The sequence below is a fragment of the Aerococcus agrisoli genome (genome assembly GCF_003797145.1).
Classification (GTDB): domain Bacteria; phylum Bacillota; class Bacilli; order Lactobacillales; family Aerococcaceae; genus Aerococcus; species Aerococcus agrisoli.
Map to the genome: position 1 here is coordinate 89,568 of NZ_RKMG01000003.1, position 25,530 is coordinate 115,097.

The 25,530-nt window shown below is 35.7% G+C and carries 25 protein-coding genes and 1 pseudogene; 18 read left to right on the forward strand and 8 right to left on the reverse strand.

Annotated features, from left to right (window positions below; all coding sequences use genetic code 11):
- Position 1 precedes the first annotated feature (1 nt).
- The 3 genes from EF384_RS01785 to mvk form a co-directional block, all read right to left on the reverse strand.
- Positions 2-1,171, reverse strand: coding sequence for a phosphomevalonate kinase (locus EF384_RS01785; protein ID WP_123779275.1), 1,170 nt, complete (start codon positions 1,169-1,171; stop codon positions 2-4).
- A gap of 4 nt (positions 1,172-1,175) precedes the next feature.
- The gene (gene mvaD, locus EF384_RS01790; RefSeq protein WP_123779276.1) at positions 1,176-2,165 is read right to left on the reverse strand and encodes a diphosphomevalonate decarboxylase; all 990 of its coding nucleotides are present in this window, start codon (positions 2,163-2,165) and stop codon (positions 1,176-1,178) included.
- A 74-nt stretch (positions 2,166-2,239) separates the two neighbouring features.
- The gene (gene mvk / locus EF384_RS01795; protein WP_123779277.1) at positions 2,240-3,220 is read right to left on the reverse strand and encodes a mevalonate kinase; all 981 of its coding nucleotides are present in this window, start codon (positions 3,218-3,220) and stop codon (positions 2,240-2,242) included.
- 204 nt (positions 3,221-3,424) lie between these two features.
- Here mvk and guaA point away from each other — a divergent pair, with 204 nt between their 5' ends.
- Complete coding sequence (gene guaA, locus EF384_RS01800) at positions 3,425-4,984, forward strand: glutamine-hydrolyzing GMP synthase (protein WP_123779278.1); 1,560 nt, start codon at positions 3,425-3,427, stop codon at positions 4,982-4,984.
- Positions 4,985-5,242: 258 nt separating this feature from the next.
- Here guaA and EF384_RS01805 read toward each other — a convergent pair whose 3' ends face one another.
- A complete protein-coding gene (locus EF384_RS01805; RefSeq protein ID WP_439647003.1) occupies positions 5,243-5,500 on the reverse strand; it encodes a type II toxin-antitoxin system HicB family antitoxin in 258 nt (85 codons plus the stop codon).
- Positions 5,501-5,834: 334 nt separating this feature from the next.
- Between EF384_RS01805 and EF384_RS01810 the strand changes: the two genes are divergently transcribed.
- Entirely contained in the window at positions 5,835-6,767 is a 933-nt protein-coding gene (locus tag EF384_RS01810; RefSeq protein ID WP_123779279.1) for a DUF4268 domain-containing protein, read from the forward strand.
- 116 nt (positions 6,768-6,883) lie between these two features.
- Here the strand turns inward: EF384_RS01810 and EF384_RS01815 are convergent, their stop codons facing one another.
- The gene (locus tag EF384_RS01815) at positions 6,884-7,078 is read right to left on the reverse strand and encodes a hypothetical protein (RefSeq protein ID WP_123779280.1); all 195 of its coding nucleotides are present in this window, start codon (positions 7,076-7,078) and stop codon (positions 6,884-6,886) included.
- Positions 7,079-7,268: 190 nt separating this feature from the next.
- Positions 7,269-7,526: a hypothetical protein gene (locus EF384_RS09745; protein WP_199729695.1), complete on the reverse strand. Its 258-nt coding sequence runs from the start codon at positions 7,524-7,526 to the stop codon at positions 7,269-7,271.
- Positions 7,527-7,776: 250 nt separating this feature from the next.
- On the opposite strand from EF384_RS09745, the gene EF384_RS01825 reads away from it, so the two are divergent.
- From EF384_RS01825 to EF384_RS09930, 3 genes and pseudogenes are all read left to right on the forward strand, one after another.
- Positions 7,777-8,124, forward strand: a complete 348-nt coding sequence (locus tag EF384_RS01825) for a GNAT family N-acetyltransferase (protein ID WP_199729696.1) — start codon at positions 7,777-7,779, stop codon at positions 8,122-8,124.
- A gap of 236 nt (positions 8,125-8,360) precedes the next feature.
- Entirely contained in the window at positions 8,361-9,158 is a 798-nt protein-coding gene (locus EF384_RS01830; protein WP_123779281.1) for a PRD domain-containing protein, read from the forward strand.
- A 73-nt stretch (positions 9,159-9,231) separates the two neighbouring features.
- Positions 9,232-11,187 (forward strand): annotated as a pseudogene (locus tag EF384_RS09930) (beta-glucoside-specific PTS transporter subunit IIABC).
- Between the two features lie 128 nt (positions 11,188-11,315).
- Here the strand turns inward: EF384_RS09930 and EF384_RS01840 are convergent.
- Positions 11,316-12,074 carry an SDR family NAD(P)-dependent oxidoreductase gene (locus tag EF384_RS01840; protein WP_123779282.1) on the reverse strand — a complete coding sequence of 253 codons (759 nt, stop codon included), beginning with the start codon at positions 12,072-12,074 and terminating at the stop codon, positions 11,316-11,318.
- 151 nt (positions 12,075-12,225) lie between these two features.
- On the opposite strand from EF384_RS01840, the gene EF384_RS01845 reads away from it, so the two are divergent.
- From EF384_RS01845 to EF384_RS01855, 3 genes are all read left to right on the forward strand, one after another.
- The gene (locus tag EF384_RS01845; protein WP_123779283.1) at positions 12,226-13,134 is read left to right on the forward strand and encodes a LysR family transcriptional regulator; all 909 of its coding nucleotides are present in this window, start codon (positions 12,226-12,228) and stop codon (positions 13,132-13,134) included.
- 109 nt (positions 13,135-13,243) lie between these two features.
- A complete protein-coding gene (locus tag EF384_RS01850; protein WP_123779284.1) occupies positions 13,244-15,217 on the forward strand; it encodes a beta-glucoside-specific PTS transporter subunit IIABC in 1,974 nt (657 codons plus the stop codon).
- A gap of 148 nt (positions 15,218-15,365) precedes the next feature.
- Entirely contained in the window at positions 15,366-16,037 is a 672-nt protein-coding gene (locus EF384_RS01855; RefSeq protein WP_158607397.1) for an HAD family hydrolase, read from the forward strand.
- A gap of 73 nt (positions 16,038-16,110) precedes the next feature.
- Here the strand turns inward: EF384_RS01855 and EF384_RS01860 are convergent, their stop codons facing one another.
- Positions 16,111-16,974 carry a MurR/RpiR family transcriptional regulator gene (locus EF384_RS01860; protein ID WP_158607398.1) on the reverse strand — a complete coding sequence of 288 codons (864 nt, stop codon included), beginning with the start codon at positions 16,972-16,974 and terminating at the stop codon, positions 16,111-16,113.
- A gap of 189 nt (positions 16,975-17,163) precedes the next feature.
- On the opposite strand from EF384_RS01860, the gene EF384_RS01865 reads away from it, so the two are divergent.
- From EF384_RS01865 to EF384_RS01910, 10 genes are all read left to right on the forward strand, one after another.
- The gene (locus EF384_RS01865; protein WP_123779287.1) at positions 17,164-18,165 is read left to right on the forward strand and encodes a D-isomer specific 2-hydroxyacid dehydrogenase family protein; all 1,002 of its coding nucleotides are present in this window, start codon (positions 17,164-17,166) and stop codon (positions 18,163-18,165) included.
- 39 nt (positions 18,166-18,204) lie between these two features.
- On the forward strand, positions 18,205-19,026 hold the full coding sequence (locus tag EF384_RS01870) for a PTS mannose/fructose/sorbose/N-acetylgalactosamine transporter subunit IIC (RefSeq protein ID WP_123779288.1): 822 nt from the start codon (positions 18,205-18,207) through the stop codon (positions 19,024-19,026).
- Positions 19,027-19,044: 18 nt separating this feature from the next.
- Positions 19,045-19,899: a PTS system mannose/fructose/sorbose family transporter subunit IID gene (locus EF384_RS01875; RefSeq protein ID WP_123779289.1), complete on the forward strand. Its 855-nt coding sequence runs from the start codon at positions 19,045-19,047 to the stop codon at positions 19,897-19,899.
- A gap of 18 nt (positions 19,900-19,917) precedes the next feature.
- The gene (locus EF384_RS01880; protein WP_123779290.1) at positions 19,918-20,421 is read left to right on the forward strand and encodes a PTS sugar transporter subunit IIB; all 504 of its coding nucleotides are present in this window, start codon (positions 19,918-19,920) and stop codon (positions 20,419-20,421) included.
- A gap of 11 nt (positions 20,422-20,432) precedes the next feature.
- Positions 20,433-21,293: a hypothetical protein gene (locus tag EF384_RS01885; protein ID WP_123779291.1), complete on the forward strand. Its 861-nt coding sequence runs from the start codon at positions 20,433-20,435 to the stop codon at positions 21,291-21,293.
- Positions 21,294-21,305: 12 nt separating this feature from the next.
- Positions 21,306-21,761, forward strand: coding sequence for a PTS sugar transporter subunit IIA (locus EF384_RS01890; RefSeq protein WP_123779292.1), 456 nt, complete (start codon positions 21,306-21,308; stop codon positions 21,759-21,761).
- A gap of 12 nt (positions 21,762-21,773) precedes the next feature.
- Complete coding sequence (locus EF384_RS01895; protein ID WP_123779293.1) at positions 21,774-22,889, forward strand: iron-containing alcohol dehydrogenase family protein; 1,116 nt, start codon at positions 21,774-21,776, stop codon at positions 22,887-22,889.
- Positions 22,890-22,905: 16 nt separating this feature from the next.
- On the forward strand, positions 22,906-23,970 hold the full coding sequence (gene uxuA / locus EF384_RS01900) for a mannonate dehydratase (RefSeq protein WP_123779303.1): 1,065 nt from the start codon (positions 22,906-22,908) through the stop codon (positions 23,968-23,970).
- A gap of 307 nt (positions 23,971-24,277) precedes the next feature.
- Positions 24,278-24,463, forward strand: a complete 186-nt coding sequence (locus EF384_RS01905; protein ID WP_123779294.1) for a tautomerase family protein — start codon at positions 24,278-24,280, stop codon at positions 24,461-24,463.
- Positions 24,464-24,503: 40 nt separating this feature from the next.
- Complete coding sequence (locus EF384_RS01910) at positions 24,504-25,244, forward strand: glycerophosphodiester phosphodiesterase (RefSeq protein ID WP_123779295.1); 741 nt, start codon at positions 24,504-24,506, stop codon at positions 25,242-25,244.
- The last annotated feature ends 286 nt before the right edge of the window (positions 25,245-25,530 follow it).

The following is a 25,530-nucleotide window of genomic DNA, read 5'->3' on the forward strand; positions in this document are numbered from 1 at the left end:
ATTACTCCTTATGTGTTCGTTCCCAGAAAGCAAATGGTAGGACGACAAGGGCGTTGTTGCGCCAGATGGCTTGCACTTGGTCGGCACTTGCTGGGCTGTTCGAAATGGCGTAGGCACAGTCACCTGCGCCTGCACCAGAAATTTTGGCTACTGAATGATCTTGCGTCACCAAGCTAATGGCTTTTTTGAAACTCTTCGTTAAATAAGGTTTATCTAAAGCGCGGGTATAATGCAAAATCGTGTCATAGTTATCGCTAATGGCTGATTTAAATAATTTCCAGTCATTCATTTGAATGGCAGCTTTGGCCATCAAGACTTGAAGTTTTGCATATTGTTTAAAGGTTTTCAAGATTTCAGCTAGTTCCGTTTCAGGGACATGTTCAGGAATTAATTTCAGCAATTCCTCCGTTGATGCTTTTTCCTTAGTCCAAACCACAGATAGGGTCCAGTCAGGGTCAATTGGTAATGGTTCAATCATTAAATCAGGCCAAATATTTTCCAACAAGGCTACAATGTCAGCACCTGTTTCTTTGGCCTGTGCATCAAACCAATCGCGGTCGAAGTTTTGATAATAAATAACCCCAGTATGTGCTGAAGCTGCAACGTCTCCTAAAGAACCCATCATACCTAAACGATATTGGGTGATAGCGACTAATTTATAGACTTGATAAACCCGTTGCGATTCCGTTAAATCCTTATACAAATCATATTGCGTCATTAAAGCTGAAACGAGGGCAACTGAAACCGCACCAGATGAGCCTAAGCCATACTTGGTACCATCAGCCGCATCTAGTTCAGATTTAATTTCAATATCAAATAGTGGGGGATTAGACGCAGAAAAAATGCCGCGCTCAATCGCCAACAAATTCACCGTTTGAATTGCTTGCCACAATAATGGAAATTCTTCCGCAGCCGCATCTTCACTTACCACACGTCCATCATGGTCATAATGCCAATTAATCGCGTGATCCGCTTGATTTGTCGTTAAATGTCCGACATTACCTTCAACAGGGCGTAATGATAGGTGTAAAAAGGCATCCACTGTTGTAATAATGGCCGCTTGACCCGAATGCACAACAGCATATTCACCCGCTAAAAACAATTTACCAGGGACAGATACGGTTACCGTATTGTCGCTATGATTATTTACTTCACTTTGCGCTTGTGCCATACGATCACTCCCATCTGTCTAACTGCTGAATACCTGGTCCCGGTGTCGTTTTGATAAATTGCATGTCTTCAAATTGATTTGCCAAGAATGCTTCCACTTGGTTCATTTGGCTTGCACGACAAAGGACTTTGACATTCGGTCCTGCATCAATTGTATAGTAAGCCGGGATACCGGATGCACGTAAATCTTGCACCGCTTGAATGGCTTTGATTGTTGCCGGTTCAAAATAGGTAAATGATGGATCAGCTGCCATAGTTGTTGCATGCATACGCATGGCATTGGCTTCCGCTATTTCACCTAGTAAAATAAAGTCTTGTGCTTCAATCGCATCCTTAATACGTGCCAAATCAATTTTATTTTGACGTACCCATTCTGGATAAAAAGGCGATGTCTTCAAAGTATGTGCCATTCCTTTACGAGATGACACACGTTTTTCCTTGGTATTGATGGTCATGATCACCATCCCAATATCCCAGGTTGCATCATCAATTTTGACAGCCATAGAGTTCTCACTCTTCGTTCCTTTTTGCCATTCGACAAAACCACCAAAAATCGAGCGCGTTGCTGAACCTGAACCTCGACGGGCATAGGTTGACAATTCTTGGTCAGAAATATGGTTTAGTTGCAAAGCTTGGCGACTAGCCGCTGCTAAAGCCGAAAAAGCTGAAGATGATGAGGCTAACCCAGCAGCTGTTGGTACATGGTTAATACTTTCAACGCGTGCTTTAAAATCTACATCAGCTTCAGTTCGGAACAAGTCCAAAAATTTTGAAATTTTTGCTACTTCTTCGGCGCTTTTTTCTTCGCCATTTAAGGCAAAAGAATCAGCCTCGTAATCACTAGAAAATGTTACCCGCGTATCGGTATAAAGGGCATTTAAAGTCAGTGATAAACTTGATGTTGTCGGAATAAATAAATCTGCATCCGCTTTTCCCCAATATTTGATTAAGGCTATATTTGTGTGCGCACGATAGGCGCCTTGATATTCTGTCATCGTGACTCTCCTTAAAAATATTCTTACAAGTATTATAACTGATTTCGCACAATTTCGCTTACAGACAAGCCAAATTAGACACTTTCACTGCGAAATGGTACAACCCAAGTCGCAACCGCTAAATTTTCTTGCTGTAATTCATGCGCTAATCGGTCTGCATCCGCTTGGTTTTGGCAAATGGCAAAATAACAACCACCGCGTCCACCACCAGTTAATTTGGCCGCGCCCGCTCCATGGGCTTCCGCGTAAGCGACCCCAGCTTCCAGCTCCGGACTCGATACTTGCAAGGCACGTAATTCTTTATGCGCTACCTTAAAAGTCTCAGAAATCCCTTGATAGCCTGCTTCTGATGCTAAAAAGGCATCGTCACGTCCAAGCATGGCAATCAATTGTTCAGCAGCTTGGCCTAGTCGACCTAGGGCATCTGATACCGCTTGACGGCGAGTGATAAATGGTGAATTTAGGGCATTGCCGATATAGGTTACGGCGTCTTTTGTGTTGCCGTGTATGCCAGTGTCAGCTACAACAAGACAGTAAGGTGTGGCGAAGCGGCTTGGTTGGATAGGCTTGTTCTTTTGATAGATTAAAGGCAAACCTAAGCCAGCAACGCGTGCATCCAAACCTGAAGGATTGCCGTGGCTGATTTTTTCGGATAAATCGACGTATTTTAATAGTAATTCGTCGTCTAAGGGTAAGTCATAATAATTGTAGAAAGCCCGCACCAAGGCTGTTGCCATGGCCGCTGAGGACCCCATACCACGTTCTGCAGGGATAGAAGAGTGGATATGGATATGCCAGTGACTTTGGTCTTGTTGCATTAAGTCTGCGCGCAATTGATCGTATACAGCAAGTAAATTTTGCAAGTCATTTGGTGCTTGGTGGAGTGGTCCTTCATATAAATCACTCTCTAAATAAGCATTACCTTTCGTTTGTTGAACGGTAACGGTCATTTCTACCGCACGAAAGGGTAGCGCTACTGAAGGGTAGCCATGCACAACCGCATGTTCCCCGATAATAATTATTTTCCCGTTGGCTGTGCCAGTCGCTTTCTTCATTCAAACGTCACTCCTATTCCATACTATTATAAACAATAAAGTGCCTAGAATCAGCCTAGATTGCGATTTATGGACAAATTTAGCAAATTATTAAGAGTAATCTAGTAAAATCCGAACAATATTTTGATTTTTACAAAAAAATCCTAGTAATCACAAATATTCTTTGTTAGAATAGATTAGAAATTCGAAAAAGGAAGTGAAAACATGAGTGTCCAACAATCAATGCAAGATATCGAAAAGATCATTGTACTTGATTACGGTAGTCAATATAACCAATTGATTACAAGACGTATTCGTGAACTAGGCGTGTATTCAGAACTGTTGTCTCATAGATTAACTGCAGAAGAAATCATGGCTAAAGGTAACGTGAAAGGTATCATCTTATCTGGTGGACCTATGTCTGTATATGCAGACGGCGCATTCTCTATTGATGACGCAGTATTTGAATTAGGCATTCCTGTTTTAGGTATTTGCTACGGTATGCAACTAATGACCTTCAAAAATGGTGGGGTCGTTGCGCGTTCAGATAAACGTGAATATGGTCAACAACCATTAATTATCGATAAAACAGGATCACCAATTTTTGCTGGTTTAGAAAAAGAAGAAATGGTCTTAATGAGCCATTCTGACCGTATCGAAGAAATTCCTGAAGGTTTCCAAGTAACTGCTCACGGCGAAAACAGTCCAGTTGCAGCCTTTGAAAACCCAGAAAAACGCTTCTATGGTTTCCAATTCCATCCAGAAGTTCGTGCTTCAGTGCATGGTACTGATATGTTACGTAACTTTGTATTTGATATCTGTGGTGCCAGCGGTTCATGGACTATGGCTGACTTCATTGATATTAAAATCAAAGAAATCCGTCAATTAGTTGGCGACGGTAAAGTATTATTAGGCCTTTCTGGTGGGGTAGACTCATCAGTTGTTGGTGTTTTATTACAAAAAGCCATCGGTGACCAATTAACATGTATCTTCGTTGATCATGGTTTATTACGTAAAAATGAAGCAGAACAAGTAATGGACACATTAGGCGGTAAATTTGGTTTAAACATCATCAAAGTAGATGCACAAGATCGCTTCCTAGACAAATTAGCTGGTGTTTCTGACCCAGAGAAAAAACGTAAAATCATCGGTAACGAATTCGTTTACGTATTCGATGACGAAGCACAAAAAATCAAAGACGTTGATTATTTAGCACAAGGTACTTTATATACAGATGTGATTGAATCTGGTACTGAAACAGCGCAAACAATCAAATCTCACCATAACGTTGGTGGACTTCCTGAAGACATGACTTTCTCACTAATTGAACCTTTAAATACCTTATTTAAAGATGAAGTTCGTGCAGTAGGTACAGAATTAGGTATGCCTCATGATATTGTTTGGCGCCAACCATTCCCAGGTCCTGGTTTAGCTATCCGTATCATCGGCGAAGTAACACCTGAAAAACTTGAAATCGTCCGCGAATCTGATGCCATCTTACGCGAAGAAATCGCTAAGAACGGCCTTGAAGGCGACATTTGGCAATACTTCACTGTATTACCTGGTTTCAAATCAGTAGGTGTTATGGGTGACGAACGTACTTATGATTACACAATCGGTATCCGTGCCGTAACATCAATCGATGGTATGACATCTGAATGGGCACGTATCCCTTACGACGTATTAGACGTAATCTCTAAACGTATCGTAAACGAATGTAGCCACATCAACCGCGTCGTCTTAGATATTACCTCTAAGCCACCTGCGACTATTGAATGGGAATAAAATTGAAAGACCTAGAACCCTTTGTTTAAAAGGATTCTAGGTCTTTTTGAGGTATATTGAAGAATAGTGAATGCAAATTTGTCGTAAGTGTAAGATGCTATTCGGAATGTGAAAAATTCAAGTTACAATAAAATTGATCAAACGCCAAGTTTTGATTTTAATGCTTCGGTTAATGTTTGTGGAAATTGATATTTTCTTCTTGAGCTATATTACTAAGCCATTCAGGTATAATAACTTTTTTTGATTTGTTATAGAATGTTATTTCCGGCGATTTGCCGTAAGATCAATACTAATTAGCGCGACGGTGGTGTCAGGAAAAGAAGTTTGTACTGATTCCACTGAGCTAGGTTTAGGTAATTCTGTTTTATCTTCTAAAGCCAATTCTAAAACCTCTAAAGCCATATCGTACGCTTCTTCCATAGTTTCACCTTGAGTCATAGCTTCTGGGATATCAGGAAATGAAACTAAGAAATACTTTCCATCTTTTTCAAAAGTTGCTGGATAAATTAACATCATTACCAAATCCTTTCAAATTACTGTGATAGAAGAATTTTGATATAAAAGAGTCTATTTTAGACCTGCTTGCTACAAAATTTTTGTTCAAGACCAACACCTAAGTCATTTTTGTGTAAGGAAACAAATGTAGTTACATTCGTTTTTAGCTTATACATTTTTGGTAATTTCAATTCTATATCCATATTATAGGTATAGCAGCACTGAATTCAATAATATCCCAAGCAATTTGTTTTAAATTTATTTGATTTTATCAAATAAGACCATATATGATAGGTTGTAGAGAATAATAAATCGTGGATAATTTTAATAGACTAATCAGTTATAGGAGAAGCAGATGGGTACTGACATAAAATTAAGTAGATTAGAAGAAGTCAATATTAGAGAATTATGGGTACATGAACAGTATGATTTTTCCAGTTGGTTATCACAAGAAGAAAATATTGATTTACTGAATGAAACGATCGGGTTAACACTTACTGATATTGATAAAGAGGTGTATGTCGGGTCTTATCGTTGTGATTTGGTGGCGGTTGATGAAACTACGGGTGTTAAAGTGATTATTGAAAACCAGCTAGAAACTACCAATCATGATCGTTTAGGTAAAATCATTACATATGCTTCAGGATTAGATGCTGATGTAATTGTTTGGATTGTTAAAGAAGCAAGAGAAGAACATAAAAGTGCAATTGAATGGCTCAATAATAACATGGTAAAAGAAATATCCTTTTTCCTACTAGAAATTAAGGCATTTAAAATTGATGACTCTTTGCCCGCACCGATGTTTAAAGTTGTTGAAAAACCAAATGATTTCATAAAGAGTACTAAAAGTAATAAGGAAAGTGAGTTATCTAAAACAGAGTCAGAAAGATTAAATTTCTGGACAGAGTTTAATCGCGTTTTAGTAGAAAATGGTAAACCTTTCAATCCTCGAAAAGCTACAACGGATCATTGGTATGATGTCGCTGTAGGAACTAGTGAAGCTCATCTTAGTATTACGTTAGTAAATAAAAATGGTTCAATTGGCGTTGAACTGTATATCAGTGACAATAAGGAATTATTTGATGAATTACTATCTCATAAAGATGAAATTGAATCAAAATTAGGATTAAAACTAATCTGGCAACGTTTGGATGGCAAAAAAGTTTCTCGAATTAAATCTTATATTTCAGGATTAAATTTTAATAAACAGGGAAATTATCCTGAGCTAATGGATGAAACAATTAAAAGAGTTGTAAAAATGAGATCCGTTTTTAAAGGATATATCTAATCGAAAAGACCTAGAAGCCTTTATTTAAAAGGCTTCTAGGTCTTTTTTGTATAATCTTAGAAAATCTGTATAGATTAAAAATATAGGTTGTACATTAAAAATGTCATCAATATAAATTACTTAAACTTATTCATGAACTCATCGTATTCTTTAGGATTTTTCTTTTGGGCATATATAAGAATCAGGTAGAAGAAGACGAAACTAATTGCTGCCGCGATTAAAGAACCAACAAATCCATTATTTCTAATGAATACAAATGCGAAAACAATAACTGCAGCTAGGGCACAGAACTTAATTTTAGGTGTCATCATTAATTCCTTTCTATTATGTACATGCTTTATCAACTAATCTAAATAACTTATAAATTAATTTCCTAAATTCATTATAGCAAACAATATATTTTAAGTTAAGTATATATATAGAAAAAACCCGGAATTTTCATATGAAATTTCCAGGCTTTCTTAATTTGTATGATCAAATTTGTAGCGTTAGAGACATGAATTAGTTATTGTCGTCACTGTCGTCGTCTGAGCCGTCGTCAGCATCGTCATCGCCGGATGCATCATCTGCGTCATCGTCACTAGTGTCATCGCTATCGTCATCAGTGCTTGAGGCTGATGAACTTACTTCGGAGCTTGTTGATTCTTCAGAAACCTGTTCTGATACTGGGGCACTTGATTGTTCTTCTTCAGTAGTGCTGGTGTTGCCACAGGCTGCTAAAGCAAAAATAGAAGCTATTAATAAAAGTGTCTTTTTCATAGAATCCTCCTTTGTATACACTTTATGTTATATGAAGGTCTCGAAAAATTCAAACTATATGGTAATGAAAGGGCTTAATATTTTTTTGAATCAATCATAAAATGTATAAAAAATAGTGCGAATGCTATACTAGAAACAATTATTGATGATGCGAGGAGTTAAACAAATGCAACTAATCGCCAAATATTTTGATCAATTAACCACCAGTGAATTATAAGAAATCCTACGCGTACGGTCTGAGATTTTTGTCGTGGAGCAAAACTGTGTCTATCAAGACATCGACGGCAAAGACCAGGAAAGTATCCATATCTTTATTGAGGAAAAAGGGCAAATATTAGCTTATCTAAGAGCCTTCAAAAAAACAGATGGAATGGTCCAAATGGGACGTGTCTTAACTCGTCAACACGGGCAAGGATTAGGTGGACGATTACTACAAGATGGCATACATATCATTAAAGAACAAATGCATCCCAGCAAAATCTATATTGAAGCCCAAACCTCTGCCATTGGTTTTTACGAGCGTGAGGGTTTCCTTGTTTCATCAGAAGAATTTATGGAGGATGGTATTCCTCATGTTGAAATGATGTTGCATTTTTAACAAATATTAAGAAAATTTTCATTTAGTCCTTGTCAAAAATATAAAAATAGTTTATCCTTATATTTGAAAAGGCTTACATGTTCATTGGATTGTTACTGTTAAATCAGGCAAAACCTAGACTATATACTTCAGGACTTAGTGTCACTGTCGGTATGGTCTGGGTTTTTTTGTTTATAAAGAGAGGGTGCATATCAATAGAATAAGCATAGATCCTAAATATTTTAAGGAGGTCAGTGTTGAAAATTCTTAAAGTTTTAAATAATAGTGCCGTACAAGCATTAGATGATAATAGTGATGAAGTGATCATTATTGGTAAGGGCGTAGGTTTCCAAAAACAGGTAGGAGATAAGGTAGATTTAGCAAAGGCAGAAAAGACATTTATTCTTCCTGAACAGAATTACCCCATCTCAAATCTATTTGAGAAATTATCTTCTGCTGAAATACAAGTCGTCAATAAAATTATTGCCTATGCGGAAGATGAACTAGGCGAAACCTACTCAGCAAATTTATTTGTGACATTAGCGGATCATATTCAATTTGCAATTGAAAGATATGAACGCAATGAAATTATCGGTAATTCGCTAGCATGGAATTTGAAAAGACTCTACAAACGAGAGTATCGCGTCGGTCAAAGAGCTGTGCAAATGATTGAAGATGATTTAGATATGCAAATGGATGATTCAGAAGCGGCTTCAATCGCATTGCATTTGATTAATGCAAGTAAACAAGCTAGCGATATTGGGGAAACCTTCCGCATCACGCAGATTATTGAAGATATTTTACATATCGTAGAGTTACATTTCGGCCAAAAATTTGATGAAGATTCTATCTTTTTCTCACGTTTCGTTACGCATTTACAATTTTTCGGTGAGAGGGTGGTCAGCAATGCTGCATATAAGGGCAAGAATGATGATTTCTTATTTGAGCAAGTGCAACGTTCTTACCCTGAGGCATTTAAGGCAAGTGCAAAAGTAAGTGATTTTATCCAAGATAATATCATTATGCGATTGGTAAAGAAGAGCAAGTTTATCTAACCATTCATATTGAACGTTTAACGCAAGGTGAATAATGATTCATTAATAGGGTTTTAAATGAAGGAGGAGCATTATGGCAAAAATTTCGTATGAACAATTGAGTAAAGACATTATCAAAAATGTTGGGGGCGAAGAGAACGTTGCTGGATTACGTCACTGTGTCACTCGTTTACGTTTTAATTTAAAAGACGAATCGAAAGCAAATGATGATGTGATTAAGAATCTAGATGGTGTTGTAACTGTGGTGAAGGCTTCAGGTCAATATCAAGTCGTGATTGGTGAGCAAGTAGCCGATGTGTATCAAGAAATTATGAATCAAACGAATTTAGATGGATCTCAACCGGATGATTCGCAACAAGAAGATCACAGAAGTCTACTAGATAAATTCATTGATTTCATTTCAGGTGTTTTCCAACCCTTCCTAATGGCACTCGCTGCTACAGGTATGATTAAAGGTTTGGTTGCCTTACTTGGTGCATTTGGCTTAAAAGCTGATAATTCAGGTTTAGTATTTATTTTAAATGCAGCTGGTGATGGTTTCTTCCAATTCTTACCAATTATGGTTGGATTAACTGCAGCCAGTAAATTTAAAATGAACGAATTTACCGCTTTAGCAATTGTTGTTGGTTTCCTACACCCATCAATTCGTGAAATCACGACAGGTGAAGTTCAACAAGTACTGTTTGAAGGAACAGCATTCCAATTGGATTCTTTCTTTAATGTGTTAGGTATTCCTGCCTTACTACCTGGTGGTGGCTACTACTCATCCATTATTCCAATCATCGCTTCCGTATGGTTTGGTTCTAAGGTTGAAAAATGAGTGAAATCTTGGATGCCAAAATTGGTATCCTCATTCTTAACACCATTCTTGACTGTGTTAATTTCTTTCCCAATTTCAATTATGGTTATTGGACCAATCGCCAATGTACTTGCTGATTTAGTAGGATTAGGATTTACATCAATCAACAACTTCTCTCCAGTCTTATCTGCAATCGTATTAGCAGTTGCATGGCAAATTTTAGTAATCTTTGGATTACACTGGGGTATTATCCCAATCTCATACTTATTATTAGCCGAAACAGGTGTGAATACACTTGGCCCAGCAATGCAAATTTCAACATTCGGTGTATTAGGTGTGCTATTAGCATTAATCGTTAAAGCCAAAGAAACGAAAGTAAAACAAATTGCCATCCCATCTGCATTATCAGTAACATTCGGGGTTTCAGAACCTGCAATCTATGGTTTAATGTTACCGTTACGTCGTCCATTCATCTATGCCTTAATCGGTAATGCGGTTGGTGGTGCATGGTTAGGTTTAAATAATGTAGTCTCTTATCGTACAGGTGGTTTGGGTATCTTCTCAGTATTCAATACCATTACGCCTGAAGGTGAATTTGGTAGTGCCTTCTGGAATAGTATTATTGCCTACTTAATCGCAGTGGTTGTTGCTTTCACAGTACAAATGTTTATGCCAGTACCACTATTAAATAAAGAAGGTAACGAAGAAAAAGCCACTGAAGAAAAAACAACAGAAACAGTTGTTGCAGACTCAGGCTTAGTTGATGAGGGTGCAAACGAAGAAATCGTTGCAAGCCCAGTTACAGGGTCAGTAATGCCATTATCAGAGGCAGCTGATGAAGTATTTGCATCAGGTGTAATGGGTAAAGGAATTGTTATTGACCCAAAAATTGGTGTGGTAAAAGCACCAGCTAATGGTACAGTTGCTTCAATTTTTGAAACTGGTCATGCAATTGGCATCAAAACGGACATGGGTGCAGAAATTTTGATCCATATCGGAATTGATACTGTTGAATTAGATGGTAAAGGATTTACCAAGTTAGTCGCAAAAGGTGATAAAGTATTAGCCGGCCAAGAATTAATTCAATTTGATATTGAAGCAATTAAAGCTGCTGGATATGAAACATTAGTACTTGTCGTTGTCTTAAACTCAAAAGAATATACAGATGTATTGTTGACTGACGCAAAAACAGTAAATACCGGAGATTATTTATTTACAACTTTAAAATAGAAATTTCATGAACAAAGCGAGTAGCCTTAAACAGGTTGCTCGTTTTTTTCTGTGACTATAAAAAAAGAACAAGCTCCTGAATAGGAAACTTGTTCTTTTTAACACTAACACGATTTCTCAAATGATGATTAAACGATTGTTGCACCACCGTCAACGACATATTCAGAGCCGGACACATAACTTGCGTCATCTGATGCCAAGAATAATACAACTTGAGCAATTTCAGCTGGTTCAGAAATACGACGTAAAGGAATCATTTGCGTAATATCTTTAAATCCTTCGTCATTTTCAAATGAAGCAGCAGTCATTTTTGTATTGATTGCACCAGGGTGAACAGAGTTGGCACGAATACCAAATTGGCCATAAGCTGCAGCGACGCTCTTAGTCATAGAACGGATACCACCTTTAGTAGAAGTATAAGCAAATGGTCCACCAGTACCGATAATTGCAGCAATTGAAGAAATATTTACGATAGAACCTGTGTTATGTTCACGCATGATTGGTAAAACTTGTTTCATACCAAGGTAGACACTCTTCAAGTTTACATTCATCACACGTTCCCATTCATCTTCTTCAACTGTTTCTGCAGTACTTAACGCACTCTTGTCTGCAATACCTGCATTGTTGACTAGAATATCAACAGTACCGAATTTAGCAACGGCTTGATCAACTACATTTTTCCAGTCATCCGCTGAAGCAACATTATGTTTCACGGCGATTGCTTCGCCTCCAGCTTCATTTATTTCTTTGACAACTGCTTCCAAATGGTCAGTTACAAGGTCTGTTGCAACAACTTTTGCGCCTTCTTTAGCAAAAAGTTTAATTGTTTCTGACCCTAAACCGCCACCAGCACCAGTAATAATTGCAACTTTATTTTCTAATCTCATTTTAAAATCTCCTTTAGTAAATTCCTTTAATGTTAAGACAACTTACTAACTAAACTAACTAACAAATATATTATATAATGATATTGAATATAAAGATATTTGGTTTTTTTTGACCATACTTAAATAAAATTAAAGTATAGGAGTTGTCTCATTGAATATAGAACAATTAGCAAATATTGTAGAAGTAGCAAAAACAAAATCATTTACCAAGGCAGCTAATCATCGGAATGTTACGCTACCTACATTAAGTTTATCGGTATCTAATTTGGAAAAAGAATTTGAAATCAAAATTTTTCACCGGTCTCACTCAGAGACAGTACCAACAAAAGAGGGTTTGGTTATAATTGAAATTGCCAAAGAAATTATAGAAAAAATTGAAAATCTCAACGAGAGTGTCCAAATACTAAAAGATGATTTGAATGGCACTATTCGCTTGGCATCATTACCAGGTTTTATGTCACTCATCATGGATAGTGTAGCCAATTTAAATGGCGATTATCCGAGTATTCAACTAAATTTATTTGAAGGTAATTCCAACCAAATATATGACCAAATACGTAATCAAGAATCTGACTTTGCCATCATCGCTTTTAACGATCAGGAAATTCGTGCTAACAAGGAGCTCATTTTTGAAAAAATTGTGGCAGGAAAAATGGTTATCGTTGTGAACAAACAGTCACCGTTAGCAAATAGAGAAGCTGTTACATTGGCAGATATCCAAAATGAACCAATAGCTATGCATGATGATGTGAAACTAAAAGAAATTTTTTCAGAGTATGAACAAATGAACATCACTTTATTAACGAATAATGTTGATTCCATCCGCAAAACCTTAGTGAATAATACGGCTATTACCATTGGTCTCGATTACAGCTTTAAAACGGATCCTTTTTTCTATGAAAGCAAGGATTTGGTGTTGGTAGACTTAATTAAGCCTCATCAAGTGCAAAATTACATCGGTATTGCACGTTTAAAAAATGCGCGTTTTAGTGAAATGGATCGCATTGCTGTTAATTATATGAAAGAAGCATTTCAAAAATGCTTGGCAGCGAATTCGTAATTTTTCATGAAAATAAAACACAATCTGTTTCAGGAAACCTCCTTTTTTGGTATAGTTGAAATTGCGGTAATTTTTACCAAAAGGAACAACAATTATAAGGAGGAGTATTGTGGCAAAAATAATATACTCAGATTTAAGTAAAGACATCATCGAAAATATCGGTGGTGAAGAAAACGTTCAAGACTTGCGTCATTGTACGACGAGACTTCGTTTTCACCTTAAAGATGAGAACAAAGCCAATGATGAAGCCATCAAAAATTTGGATGGCGTCGTAACAGTCGTAAAAGCATCAGGTCAGTATCAAGTGGTTATCGGTGAACAAGTAGGGGAAGTGTACCAAGAAATCATCAAGCAAACCGATATTGATGAAGATGGCGTTAGTGTTGCTGATCAAACAGAGGTTGATGGCAATAATGACGGTAAAAAACAAAACTTGGTGGATCGTTTCATCGATTTCATTTCAAGTATTTTCCAACCATTCTTATTTGCTTTAACCGCAACAGGGATGATTAAAGGTGTCGTAGCCTTATTTGGTGCCTTTGGTTTAACGACTGACAACTCAGGTCTAGTCTTCGTCTTAAACGCAGCAGGGGATGCCTTTTTCCAATTCTTACCAGTTATGGTTGGGATTACAGCAGCACGTAAATTCAAAATCAACGAGTTTGCAGCACTTGCTATCGTAGTTGGCTTCTTGCATCCATCAATTCGCGATATCGCAACAGGAGACGTGCAACAAGTCCTATTCCAAGGTACAGCGTTTCAATTAGATTCGTACTTTAACGTATTGGGGATTCCAGTATTGTTACCAGGTGGTGGCTATTATTCATCAATTATTCCAATCATCGCATCCGTATGGTTCGGTTCTAAAGTTGAAAAATGGGTGAAATCTTGGATGCCGAAACTTGTATCGTCATTCCTAACACCATTCTTGACCATTATGATTGCTTTTCCAATTGCCTTACTAGTCATCGGACCAGTAACCAACTTCCTATCTGACTTAGTGGGTCTAGGATTTACAACGATTAATACTGTTTCACCAGTCCTAGCAGCAATCGTCTTAGCCGTAACATGGCAAATCTTGGTAATCTTCGGTTTACACTGGGGTATTTTACCAATCATGTTCGTCCTTTTAGCAGAAACAGGCGTGAACTCAATTAGTCCATCAACGCAATTATCAACTTTCGGTCTTTTAGGTGTGTTACTAGCCCTAAGCATCAAAGCGAAAGAATTGAAAGTCAAACAATTGGCTATCCCATCAGCCTTATCAGCCTTCTTCGGGGTATCCGAACCAGGTGTATACGGTTTGATGTTGCCATTACGTCGTCCATTCATCTATGCCTTAATCGGTAACGCAATCGGTGGTATCTGGATTGGATTGCATCAAGTGGTCTTCTACCGACTAGGTGGACTAGGTGTATTCTCAGTCTTCAACGCTATTTCACCGGAAGGCGAGCTAGGTAGCGACTTCTGGAATACCATTATCGCTTACACAATCGCAGTTGTTGTAGCATTCTCAATTCAAATGTTTATGCCAATTCCAGCGCTTGAAAAAAATACGGCTGCAACTAAAGTAGATGGTTCTGACACAAAAGTTAACGGCACACAAAACACAGCCAAAGTATCTGCAACACAAGAAATCGTGGCTAGCCCACTTGCAGGTTCAATCCTGCCATTATCTGAAACACCGGATGCCGTCTTTGCTTCAGGCGCAATGGGCCAAGGTGTCGCAATCAATCCAAGCGAAGGTATCGTCAAAGCACCAGCAAACGGAGAAGTGGTATCCATTTTCCCAACAGGTCATGCAGTCGGTATTAAAACCGATTTAGGCGCTGAAATCTTGATCCATATCGGATTAGATACCGTCAACATGAACGGTAAAGGTTTTACCAAATTAGTCCAAGCAGGCGACCAAATCGTTGCTGGCCAAGCCTTAATCGAATTTGACATCGAAGCAATCAAAGCAGCAGGTCTAAACCCAATCGTACCCGTAGTTGTCACAAACAGTAACGAATACAGTAAGATTGACATCACAGACCAAACAGACATCAAAACAGGCGATTACTTATTCACTGCAGTGAAGTAATCCTATAATGCAAAACGAGCAACCAATTTCGAAAGAAAAAGGTTGCTCGTTTTTTTTAATATAGTTGGAAAAAATGATAAAATAGCATTATCATTATCATGTAAGCGTTTAACGTAGTTATGATTTTTTATTAGAAGGGGTGTTTTTTTTGAAACGACAAAAGATTGAAGGTGTTTTATTTGATCTAGACGGAACTCTTGTAAATTCTGAGTATGGGTATTATTTAAGTTGGTTAGAAGCTTTTAAAAAGGAAAACATTAAAATTGATTCGAAGGAAGTCCAAAGTTGGTCCGGATTGAGCGCAGATGAGACGGCAAAATATATTGCTAAAAAAACTGGAAACTCGGAAATTGTTCCACTATTAAGAAGACATAGAGCCGAGTATTTTGATGAGATGTTGAATCAAGGTAAAATTAAAACTAAGGAAGGTGCTTTTAAATTACTTAGCTTTCTACAAAAAAATAAAAAGAAAGCAGTATTGGCGACGTCAACATACTCTGACAGGGCTCAACCTATCCTAGATTATTTGTCATTAAATCCTTATTTGAATGATAAAGTTTTCGGGAATGAGGTTAAGTATTTAAAGCCTCATCCGGATATATATCTAAAAGCAAGTGAAAAAATAAATTCTGATCCTAAATCTCTAATAGCCATAGAAGACAGTGTGTCAGGAATAAAAGCGGCAAATGCAGCTGGTATCCCAGTGATTTATATTCCTGATAGTAGCTTTCCTAATAGGCCAAAGATAAACAATCTGAATATTTTATATGAAATGTCTTCATTAAATGAGGTACATGATTGGCTTGAAAATAAGATATAGTCCCTTGTAAGAAAACTAGTAAAGTAAAACAGACCCCTCAAATAATGATGAGGGGTCTGTTTTTGGTGTTTTACTATTGACGTGTAATTTTTAATGCCGACCGTATTTCTTCCAGTGATTTAATACTTTCATCTTCATTTTTAAACATAATGATAGTGTATAAAATGTCTAATACGGTTAAATAAAGAATTCTGGATGTTAAACTCTCAGTTCTAAATTTAGATTCATCAGAATAAATAATAAAGGATTGATTAGACAAATCTACTAATTCACTGGAGGGGTTACCAGTAAGTGAAATAATAGGGCACTTGTTTTCTTTGAGTACTTTAGCAATGTTAATGGTTTCATGAGTATCTCCGGTGTGTGAGAAAAGAATGACGCAATCATCTGGGCCTAATTTAGTAGCATAACTAAGCTGAATGTGGTAATCACTAATATAATTACATCTAAATTTTGATCGAATAAATTTATGATAACCATCGAAAGCGACTACAGAAGAACCTCCTTGGCCAAAAAAATGTAGAGATTTACATCCTTCGATTAATTGAACACTTTTTTCAATAGTTTCAGAATTTAACGATTTTAGTAGTTCTTCTAAAGAATTTTGATTTAAGCTAATTATTTTTTGGGCTACCTCTGTTACAGTATCATTCTTGTTTATATCACCAAAAGAAGTTAGTCCTGAGGAGTTCTCTTCAGAATCAATTTTTGAGGCAAGTGTAATTTTAAAATTTTGAAAACCTGAAAATCCTAATTTTAGAACAAAATTAAAAATAGTTGTTTGTGAGACCCCAGATTCAATAGAGAGCTCAGAAATCGTTTTATTAATTATCTCTGTTTGATCAAGAGTTAATAAATATTCAGCAAGTACATTTTCAGAATTGGAAAATAGAGACTTTTTACTTTGTATAGTTTGTTTCAAAAAATTACTCTGCATGATAACTACCTCCATTACATTTAATATAAAAATAATTATACACATTACTAAAGAATAAAAAAAGAAAAATATTTTTTATTGAAAGCGTTTACTAAAAAATAATTTAGTGTTAAGATATAGAAAAAGACAAGGGAGGGTCAACGTTGAAAAGCATAAGTTTAAAAAGGTCTGGTATAAAGGGTGAATATTATGGCAGAACATAAAATTGCAATTGTAAATTCTAGTAGTTTTGGACGGATTTTTGAAGAACATATAAGTGAACTTCAAAAAATTGGTCAGGTTGAGCGATTTGAATTTGATCAAAAAATTCCAGGTAGGGAGTTAGCTGAAGCTTTAAATGGTTACAATATGATTATTGCAAGTGTTACCCCTTTTTTTGATGAAGAGTTTTTCAAATATAAGGATGAACTAAAATTAATATCACGCCATGGGATTGGTTATAACAATGTTGATTTGGAAGCTGCAAAAGCACATAACACATTGGTAACAATTATTCCAGCGCTTGTAGAACGAGAAGCAGTTGCGGAACAAAATATTACAAATTTACTGAATATAATGAGAAGGGTAAATGAATCTTCTGCCGCTGTTCGAAATGACAAATGGAAAAATAGAGCTCAATATATTGGTAATAGTTTGTTTAATAAAACCATTGGGTTAATAGGCATAGGTAATACTGGTTCTTGTATGGCTGAAATTTTGAGACTTGGATTTAGATGTAAGGTTATTGCATATGATCCATATAAGTCTAATTTAGACATTGAAAGATTCGGGGCTGAAAAGGTTTCGCTCGATTACCTGTTAATGAATGCAGATGTAATTTGTTTGGCTGCTAATCTAACAGATGAATCTTTTAATATAATAAATGAAAGCGCTATCTCAAAGATGAAAGACCGAGTATATATTTCAAATTCTGCAAGAGGAGCTCTTGTGAATGAAATGGCACTTGTTAAAGGCTTAAAATCTGGGAAAATTGCAGGTTATGCAACTGATGTTTTAGAGGTTGAACCTGGGGGTAAAAACCACCCTTATTTGCAATTCAATAATGTTATTATTACGCCTCATACAGGTGCTTATACACAAGAATGTTTAAAGGCAATGGGAGACAAATGTGTAGATGATGTAAAAAGAGTCTCAATAAACCAAATGCCGGTGAGAGCAATTCAATCTAAGAGTATGTATGTAACAAATTAAATAATTGAATTAATTATAAAATATTAAGGAGGAAATTTTATGCAAACACTATCAATGACCCAAAGTTTGTTAATTGCTCTTTGGACAGCGGGTATTATGTCACGTTGGATGGGTGGGGGAGCTAGTTTAATGCTTCGTTTCTCACCATTAATGACAGGTCTAGTAGTTGGTGTGGTAATGGGAGACGTTGCAGGTGCAATGACAATTACTGCAGCTTTACAATTGATTTATATGGGTGTGTTCTCACCAGGTGGTTCTATGCCACAAGAACCGTCTATTGCGGCTGCAATTGCTGTTCCGGTTGCTTTATTAGGAAATATGGAGCCTGAAGCTGCTATAGCAGTAGCTGTTCCAGTTGGATTGATGGGTTCATACTTATATCAATTTAGATTCTTCTTGAATACATTCTCTGGTCGTTTAGTAGATAAAGCAGTTGAGGCGTTAGATCATAAAGGTATTACACGATCAGTAATTTGGATTCCTACATTAACTTCATTTTTACTTTTTGTTCCTTTAGTATTTATCTCCCTATACTGGGGCGCTCCCGTAATCGCAGATGTGATCAACCAACTTGAAGGCACCGTATTTGTTCACATTTTAACTGTATTAGGTGGAGGTTTAGCAGCAATTGGTATTGCTACAACAATTTATGTAATTGGCCGAAAAGACCTACTTTTATTCTTTTTCTTAGCATACTTTATGAGTGTAATATTTGCATCATTAGAAATCACAATGGTTACATATGCAATTTTAGGTGCTATCACTGCAGGAATTTATGTTCTATTGAAGAAAAATAGTGCGGCTACCGCCCAATCAAATTCTTCAAATAATAATTTTGATGACGATGACGATGATTTCTAGCGATTGGAGGAAAATGAAATGACAGAACTTTTAAATAATACAAATAAAGTTGAAGAGATTACACAAAAAGATGTAACAAAGGCATATTTACGCTGGCATTTTGCAAATGAAATTCCACATTCATTTGATAGATATTTAGCACCATCATTACTATATGCAATGTCACCAATTTTAAGAAAACTTTATAAAGACGATGATGAGTTAAGAGCTGCGTACAAACGGCAATTATTATTCTTTAACACTCAATTAACATGGGGTGGTGGTGTTATCACAGGGTTAATGTCTTCAATGGAACAGGTACGTGCACACCAAGTAGAAGATAATGAACCTATTACAATGACAGATGATTTAATGTATAACACAAAAGCCGGATTAATGGGTGCACTTGCTGGTATTGGTGATGCAATTGATTCGGGGACAGTACAGTATATCTTTATTGCAATTGCTGTACCTTGGGCTCAACAAGGTAGTGCACTCGGAGCGTTATTCCCGTTCATTTCATTTGCAATCTACCAACTCGTTGTTGGATTATTCTTCTCTAGACAAGCATTTAAAATGGGTCGAAATGCAACAAGTTTAATGGCAGACTCTTCAATTCAAAATGTTATTGAGTTTCTATCAGTATTAGGGTTGTTTATGATGGGGATTTTAGCAGGTAACTATATAAAACTAAGTTCAAGTCTAACATTTGCACTTTCAGGTAAGGAATTCGTTATCCAAGAAATTTTAGATAAGATTGTTCCCGGAATTATTCCGTTGGTGACAGTTATGGGTGTTTATATGTTCTATCAAAAAAATGGCTTGAACGTAATGAAAGCTATGCTATGGCTAACAGGGATTTTAGTAGTGTTAGCAGCAACAGGTATTTTATAGGAAAGAGGTAAATTAATTATGGGAAAAATAAATCTAGCAAGGGTAGATGAAAGATTAATTCATGGTCAAGTAATGATTACTCTGTCACAGAGATCCGGTGTAAACTCAATTTTTGTAGTAGATGATGTTGTTGCAAATGATAAATTCATGAAGGATTTATACAAGAGTGCAGGTAGCCGAACTGGCCAAAAAACAATCGTTATGTCTACAGAAAAAGCAAAATATTACTGGGATGAATTTCATTTCAAAGAATATAGTGCAATTGTTATTTGTAAAACTGTTAATGTAATTTATGAACTAGTTAAATATGGAATTCCTTTAACAGAATTAAATCTTGGTGGTATTGCAAAGAAAAACCCAGATGATAAACAAGTAACTAAATCAGTTTATATGAATATAGAGGACGCTAAAAAATTGAAAGAGTTACGGGATGACTTTGGTGTGGAGAATATTTATTTCCAGGCAACGCCATCTTCAGAAAAAACGTCTTTAACTTCCGTACTTTCAATGTTTAATTTATAAAAGGAGATCTTATGGACTTAACTGAGTATAGGAAAGATTTAATCTTTAGGTATCATAGAATTGCTGGAAAACGACATTCGGATAAAGAAAAAGAAAGATTTATTCGTTCTTTGTTAATTGATTTAGGAAAAAATAATAATGAGGTCCATGTTATTGAAACCAAAAATCAAAACAGCAAAAACGTTATCAGCAGAAATATCTATGTTGGAGATGTTAAAAAAGCAGATCAAATATTCGCAACATATTATGATACTCCTACTGCTCATTTGGGTCCATATTATATTTTTAATAAGGAACTGCAAGAAAAAAATAGTTTATATTTCAATCTATTTGTGGGCTTATTTATAATCGGAGTAGGTTTGTTATTTACAATACTTTATACAGTACCTCAATTAAGTAGTAACTTGATGACTATGTTTGAAATAATTTTGCTAGTCGTATTTTATTTTATTTTCTTTATTTTTTTAAGGAAATTTGCGATGGGGTGGCCGATAAAATCAAACTTAATTAGAAATACTTCTTCAATAATATGGATGCTGGAGAAAATTTCTGAAAACAAGGATAAAACTATAGCCTTTGCATTCTTAGATAACGGAACAACTAATGAACATGGTTTAGCTAGTTTATTGAAATCAGTTAAAGCTAATTCAAAAATTTTTTATTTTGACAGTATTGGTGCTGAAAAAAATTTATATGTAAACAAAAACAATCAAGTTGAAAGTTTTACAAGTCAAAAATTTGATGACTATGGATTATATAAAATTGCACCAGGAATAATATCAAACCATGAATTGATATTAATGAAAAGTGATCTGAAAGAGAATCAATTATCAGAAAATAATTTTAAACAGATTTCAGATTTTTTTAAATAAAGGAGGAGAATTATGTTAGGTATTGTTATTGCTACTCATGGAACTATGAGTGATGGTATAAAGGATGCTGTAAATACGATTATCGGATTTGCTGACTATATTAAGACCGTAAATTTATTGACTGGAAACCCTGTCGATGAATTGGGGGACTTAGTAAAAGAAAATATAGAAGCCGCTGACGAAGGCGATGGTGTTATCGTATTTACCGATTTAATCAGTGCTAGTCCTTATAATCAGTCTATTATTGCAATTAGTCGTTTAAAAGAATTGCAACAGTCCAATATTTATATTATTGGTGGTGTTAATTTACCTATGGTAATTGAAGCAGTGAACCACAGATTCCTTGCTACTGATATTCATGAAACTATTGAAAGCATTACTAACCAAGGGAAAGATAGTATCGGAATTTGGCATAAGTCGAGTGTAGAAAATTCTTTTGAAGATGATGAAGATGAGGATGATTTTTAGGGGGAAATTAATGTGATTAATCTAACTATCAAACCTGGCCCACAATATTATAATTATAGTGAAGGTGCTATTCAGACTATTCCAAAATTATTGAATGAATATCAAGCAAAAAAAGTTTTAATTATACATGGATCAATTTCTTGGGAAAAAGCAAAACCATTTTTTGAAAGCGTTTTAAATGATGGTAATTTTAGATTTCTACTGGAACAATATAATGGAGAATGTTCTTATAATGAAGCTAAAAGAATTTCGAACATTATTATTGATAATGATATTGATTTTGTAATTGGTGTTGGTGGTGGTAAAATCTCCGACTTAACTCTACTTTCTACTTCATATACAATGACGCCTTTCGGTCTCACACCAACATTAGCAAGCAATTGTGCACCCTGGGCTGCACTCTCCGTAATGTATAAGGACAATGGTTTAGCTGAAGGTAATTCTGAACATCAAAATCATAATGCAGCGTTTTTAATTACTGATCCCTATTTGGTAATAGATTCGCCGGAACGTTATTTTATCGCAGGGATTGCCGATACCCTAGTGAAATGGTATGAATCTGATTTAGTAACATCACAAGATGAGATTAAAAATTATCCACTTGTTAAAATGGCTAGATTTGCTGCTAAAATTTGTCAAGATACCATTTTAGAAGAGTCAGAAACGGCAATTAAAGATTTGCGGTCTGGTAACATGAGTGAAGCTTTTTATAGAGTGTCCGAAGTTGTAATTGTGATTTCAGGTTTAGTTGGAGGTTTAGGAGGTAAGTTTGCTCGAAATACTGCAGCTCATACAGTTCATGATGCTCTTTCAGCTGTTTTACCGGGTATTCATCATTATTTACATGGTGAAAAAGTAGCTTACGGTATATTTTATCAATTAGCATTAGAAAATAAATGGGATGAAATTGATCGATTAGTTCCTTTTTATAATAAATTAGGATTACCTCTATCCTTAACAAATATGGGCTTATATCCATTTGAAGAAGCTGATTTAAAAAAAATTGTTACATTAATGAATAAAAAAGAAAAAATCCATATATTGCCCTTGAATATAAATGAAGAAATTTTAGCAAGTGTATATGTAGATTTAGAAAATTATATGAAGAAGTTTAATACAAATAATTGAGGTGAATGATAACATGATGAAATGGACTTTTAGGTGGTATGGTCAAGATGACCCAGTTACTTTAGACAATATAAGACAAATACCTAATATGTATGGGGTTGTTGGTACATTGGTAGGTAAGTTACCTGGGGATGTGTGGCAATTATCTGAAATTGAAGCTTTAAAAAAGGATGTTGAAGCAAAAGGATTAAAACTTGCAGGTATTGAAAGTGTGTCAGTTCATGATGCAATTAAAGCTGGTACTGCTGATCGAGATAAATATATTGATAATTATAAAGAAACTATTCGAAATTTAGGTAAATCAGGTGTTGATGTAATTTGTTATAGTTTTAAACCAATTTTTGGATGGGCAAAAACTAATTTAAATTACGAACTACCTGATGGTTCTATTACACTAGAATATGATGATAAAATTGTTCAACAAATTGAACCTAAACAAATGTACGGTTTAATTTCTGGACAAACGTCAGGATTCCAATTATCTGGGTGGGAGCCTGGCAGGCTTGAAAGATTTAATGAATTAGAAGCTATGTATGAAGGAATCACAGAAGAAAAACTTTTTGACAATTTAAAATATTTCTTGGAAGCAGTTATCCCAGTTTGTGAAGAATATGGGGTAAAAATGGCAATTCACCCCGATGACCCACCATTTGATATGTTTGAATATCCAAGAATCACAAAAAATAAAGCTGACATTTTAAAAATTGTTAATGCAGTAGATTCACCTTGTAATGGTGTAACATTCTGTACAGGGTCATATGGAGCTAATCCGGAAAATGATTTGGTTGATATGATTCATTCATTAAAAGGAAAAATCCATTTTGCACACTTGCGAAATGTGAAGATTTTAGGAGAACGACATTTCTTAGAATCAGCTCATTTGAGTAAAGAAGGATCTTTAGATATGTATGCTATTGTCAAGGCTTTAGATGACATTGGGTTTGATGGAATAGCAAGACCAGACCATGGTAGAACTATTTGGAATGAAATTGCTAGACCTGGATATGGTTTATATGATAGAGCACTGGGATTAAGTTATTTGCAAGGCTTAGAAGAAGCTGTTCATAAATCTAAAAGCTAAAAATTTATTTCTTATAATTTAGAAGGAAATTATTTCCTTTAAAAAACACCTATTGGATTCTTTCCAGTAGGTGTTTTTAGTGATGTATAGATCCAACAGTTATATATTTCGTTAGGTATATATTGTATATAAAAATTTTGACGAGGTTGAAAATGTAATAATTGCTTGTTGTATAGAAAGATTAGCAGGTTAAATGAGAAATTCTTGTAAACTTGTGCTATTGATGAGTATAATTAGAGATGGATGAGAAGCGTAAAGTTTAGTTCTTTACTCTTTCTAAATTCAAATACTATACGAGGTGAATAATATGCCATTTGTACGCATTCAATTAAAAGCAGGAAGAACACCAGAACAAAAAGAAGTCATCGCTAAAGAAATCATCGATGCAATGGATAAACATAACTTCGCAACTAGAGACAGTATCAAAGTGATTTTTGAAGATATGTTACCAGAAAACTTTATTACTGACGCTGATTTAAATAAGGAAAAATAAACTTTCAGCAGATAGCGGAAAATAAGAAGGTGGTTGAAAAATGACAGGTGTATTTGCCCACAGAGGTTACGCTAAATTATTTCCAGAAAATACCATGTTAGCGTTCAAAGAAGCAGCTAAATTCGACATAGATGGAATTGAACTAGATGTTCAATTGACCAAAGACGGCGAAGTTGTCATCTGTCATGATGAAACCATCGACCGAACGTCCAATGGCCAAGGGTTTATCAAGGACATGACCTTAGCTGAACTGAAGCAATATTCTTTTTATGGTAAATTTGAAGGTCAGTATCCAGATAATGAAGATATTCAAATACCAACTTTAGATACATTTTTGCTATGGTTTCTGGATTTTGATTTTGAAGTCAACATTGAACTGAAAACGAATATTTTTCGTTATGAAGGTTTAGTTGAAAAAGTGAATGATCTAGTTCAAGCTTATGGTGTCACTGAACGTGTGATTTTATCATCCTTTCAACACCATACCATGGAAAAAGCGAAAGCCATTAATCCTCAAATCAGAACTGGTTTGTTAACGGATTCTGGTATTTTGCAACCAGGAACTTATACGGCAAAATATGGACATGAATATTACCATCCATTTTTCGCTACATTAGAAGCTGAAGATTTAGCCAATTTAAATGCACATGGCATTGGTGTGAATACATATACAGTAAACCGTCGCCAAGATATGGAAGCCTTATTTGATCAACACATCTTGAATATCATAACAGATGATGTTGCTTTAGGAATTGAAGTGAAAAACGCATATTTATCATAAGAAAAAGAGGTAGGGACAAAAGGCCCTAAAAAAGACGCGAACAATTCGTAGAAGAATTATTCGCGTCTTTCGTTTTTGGAAAGAATGTTTTTGTAATGCATGAAGAGAACCAGTAAAGGACTGGAAGTGTAGTTCCTATGCCGTGAAGAAGGATGAAATCGAGACCTTGGCTCGATTTCAAGTCTGGAGACCTTGGCTCCTAGTTGAGTTCGAAAAAGCAACCCTCTGCCCACTTTAGAATAGTGGGTCTCAGACTTTTGGTGTGGATGAGAAATCATTCACACCT

Excerpts from the sequence above, each read along its gene's own strand:
- mvaD (WP_123779276.1), bottom strand. The coding sequence starts at position 2,165 with ATGACAGAATATCAAGGCGCCTATCGTGCGCACACAAATATAGCCTTA.
- EF384_RS01870 (WP_123779288.1), top strand. The coding sequence starts at position 18,205 with ATGCAAACACTATCAATGACCCAAAGTTTGTTAATTGCTCTTTGGACA.
- mvk (WP_123779277.1), bottom strand. The coding sequence starts at position 3,220 with ATGAAGAAAGCGACTGGCACAGCCAACGGGAAAATAATTATTATCGGG.
- EF384_RS01860 (WP_158607398.1), bottom strand. The coding sequence starts at position 16,974 with ATGCAGAGTAATTTTTTGAAACAAACTATACAAAGTAAAAAGTCTCTA.
- EF384_RS01910 (WP_123779295.1), top strand. The coding sequence starts at position 24,504 with ATGACAGGTGTATTTGCCCACAGAGGTTACGCTAAATTATTTCCAGAA.
- EF384_RS01875 (WP_123779289.1), top strand. The coding sequence starts at position 19,045 with ATGACAGAACTTTTAAATAATACAAATAAAGTTGAAGAGATTACACAA.
- guaA (WP_123779278.1), top strand. The coding sequence starts at position 3,425 with ATGAGTGTCCAACAATCAATGCAAGATATCGAAAAGATCATTGTACTT.
- EF384_RS01815 (WP_123779280.1), bottom strand. The coding sequence starts at position 7,078 with ATGATGACACCTAAAATTAAGTTCTGTGCCCTAGCTGCAGTTATTGTT.
- EF384_RS01865 (WP_123779287.1), top strand. The coding sequence starts at position 17,164 with ATGGCAGAACATAAAATTGCAATTGTAAATTCTAGTAGTTTTGGACGG.
- EF384_RS01810 (WP_123779279.1), top strand. The coding sequence starts at position 5,835 with ATGGGTACTGACATAAAATTAAGTAGATTAGAAGAAGTCAATATTAGA.
- EF384_RS01840 (WP_123779282.1), bottom strand. The coding sequence starts at position 12,074 with ATGAGATTAGAAAATAAAGTTGCAATTATTACTGGTGCTGGTGGCGGT.
- EF384_RS01805 (WP_439647003.1), bottom strand. The coding sequence starts at position 5,500 with ATGATGTTAATTTATCCAGCAACTTTTGAAAAAGATGGAAAGTATTTC.
- EF384_RS09745 (WP_199729695.1), bottom strand. The coding sequence starts at position 7,526 with ATGAAAAAGACACTTTTATTAATAGCTTCTATTTTTGCTTTAGCAGCC.
- EF384_RS01905 (WP_123779294.1), top strand. The coding sequence starts at position 24,278 with ATGCCATTTGTACGCATTCAATTAAAAGCAGGAAGAACACCAGAACAA.
- EF384_RS01890 (WP_123779292.1), top strand. The coding sequence starts at position 21,306 with ATGTTAGGTATTGTTATTGCTACTCATGGAACTATGAGTGATGGTATA.
- EF384_RS01885 (WP_123779291.1), top strand. The coding sequence starts at position 20,433 with ATGGACTTAACTGAGTATAGGAAAGATTTAATCTTTAGGTATCATAGA.
- uxuA (WP_123779303.1), top strand. The coding sequence starts at position 22,906 with ATGAAATGGACTTTTAGGTGGTATGGTCAAGATGACCCAGTTACTTTA.
- EF384_RS01785 (WP_123779275.1), bottom strand. The coding sequence starts at position 1,171 with ATGGCACAAGCGCAAAGTGAAGTAAATAATCATAGCGACAATACGGTA.
- EF384_RS01880 (WP_123779290.1), top strand. The coding sequence starts at position 19,918 with ATGGGAAAAATAAATCTAGCAAGGGTAGATGAAAGATTAATTCATGGT.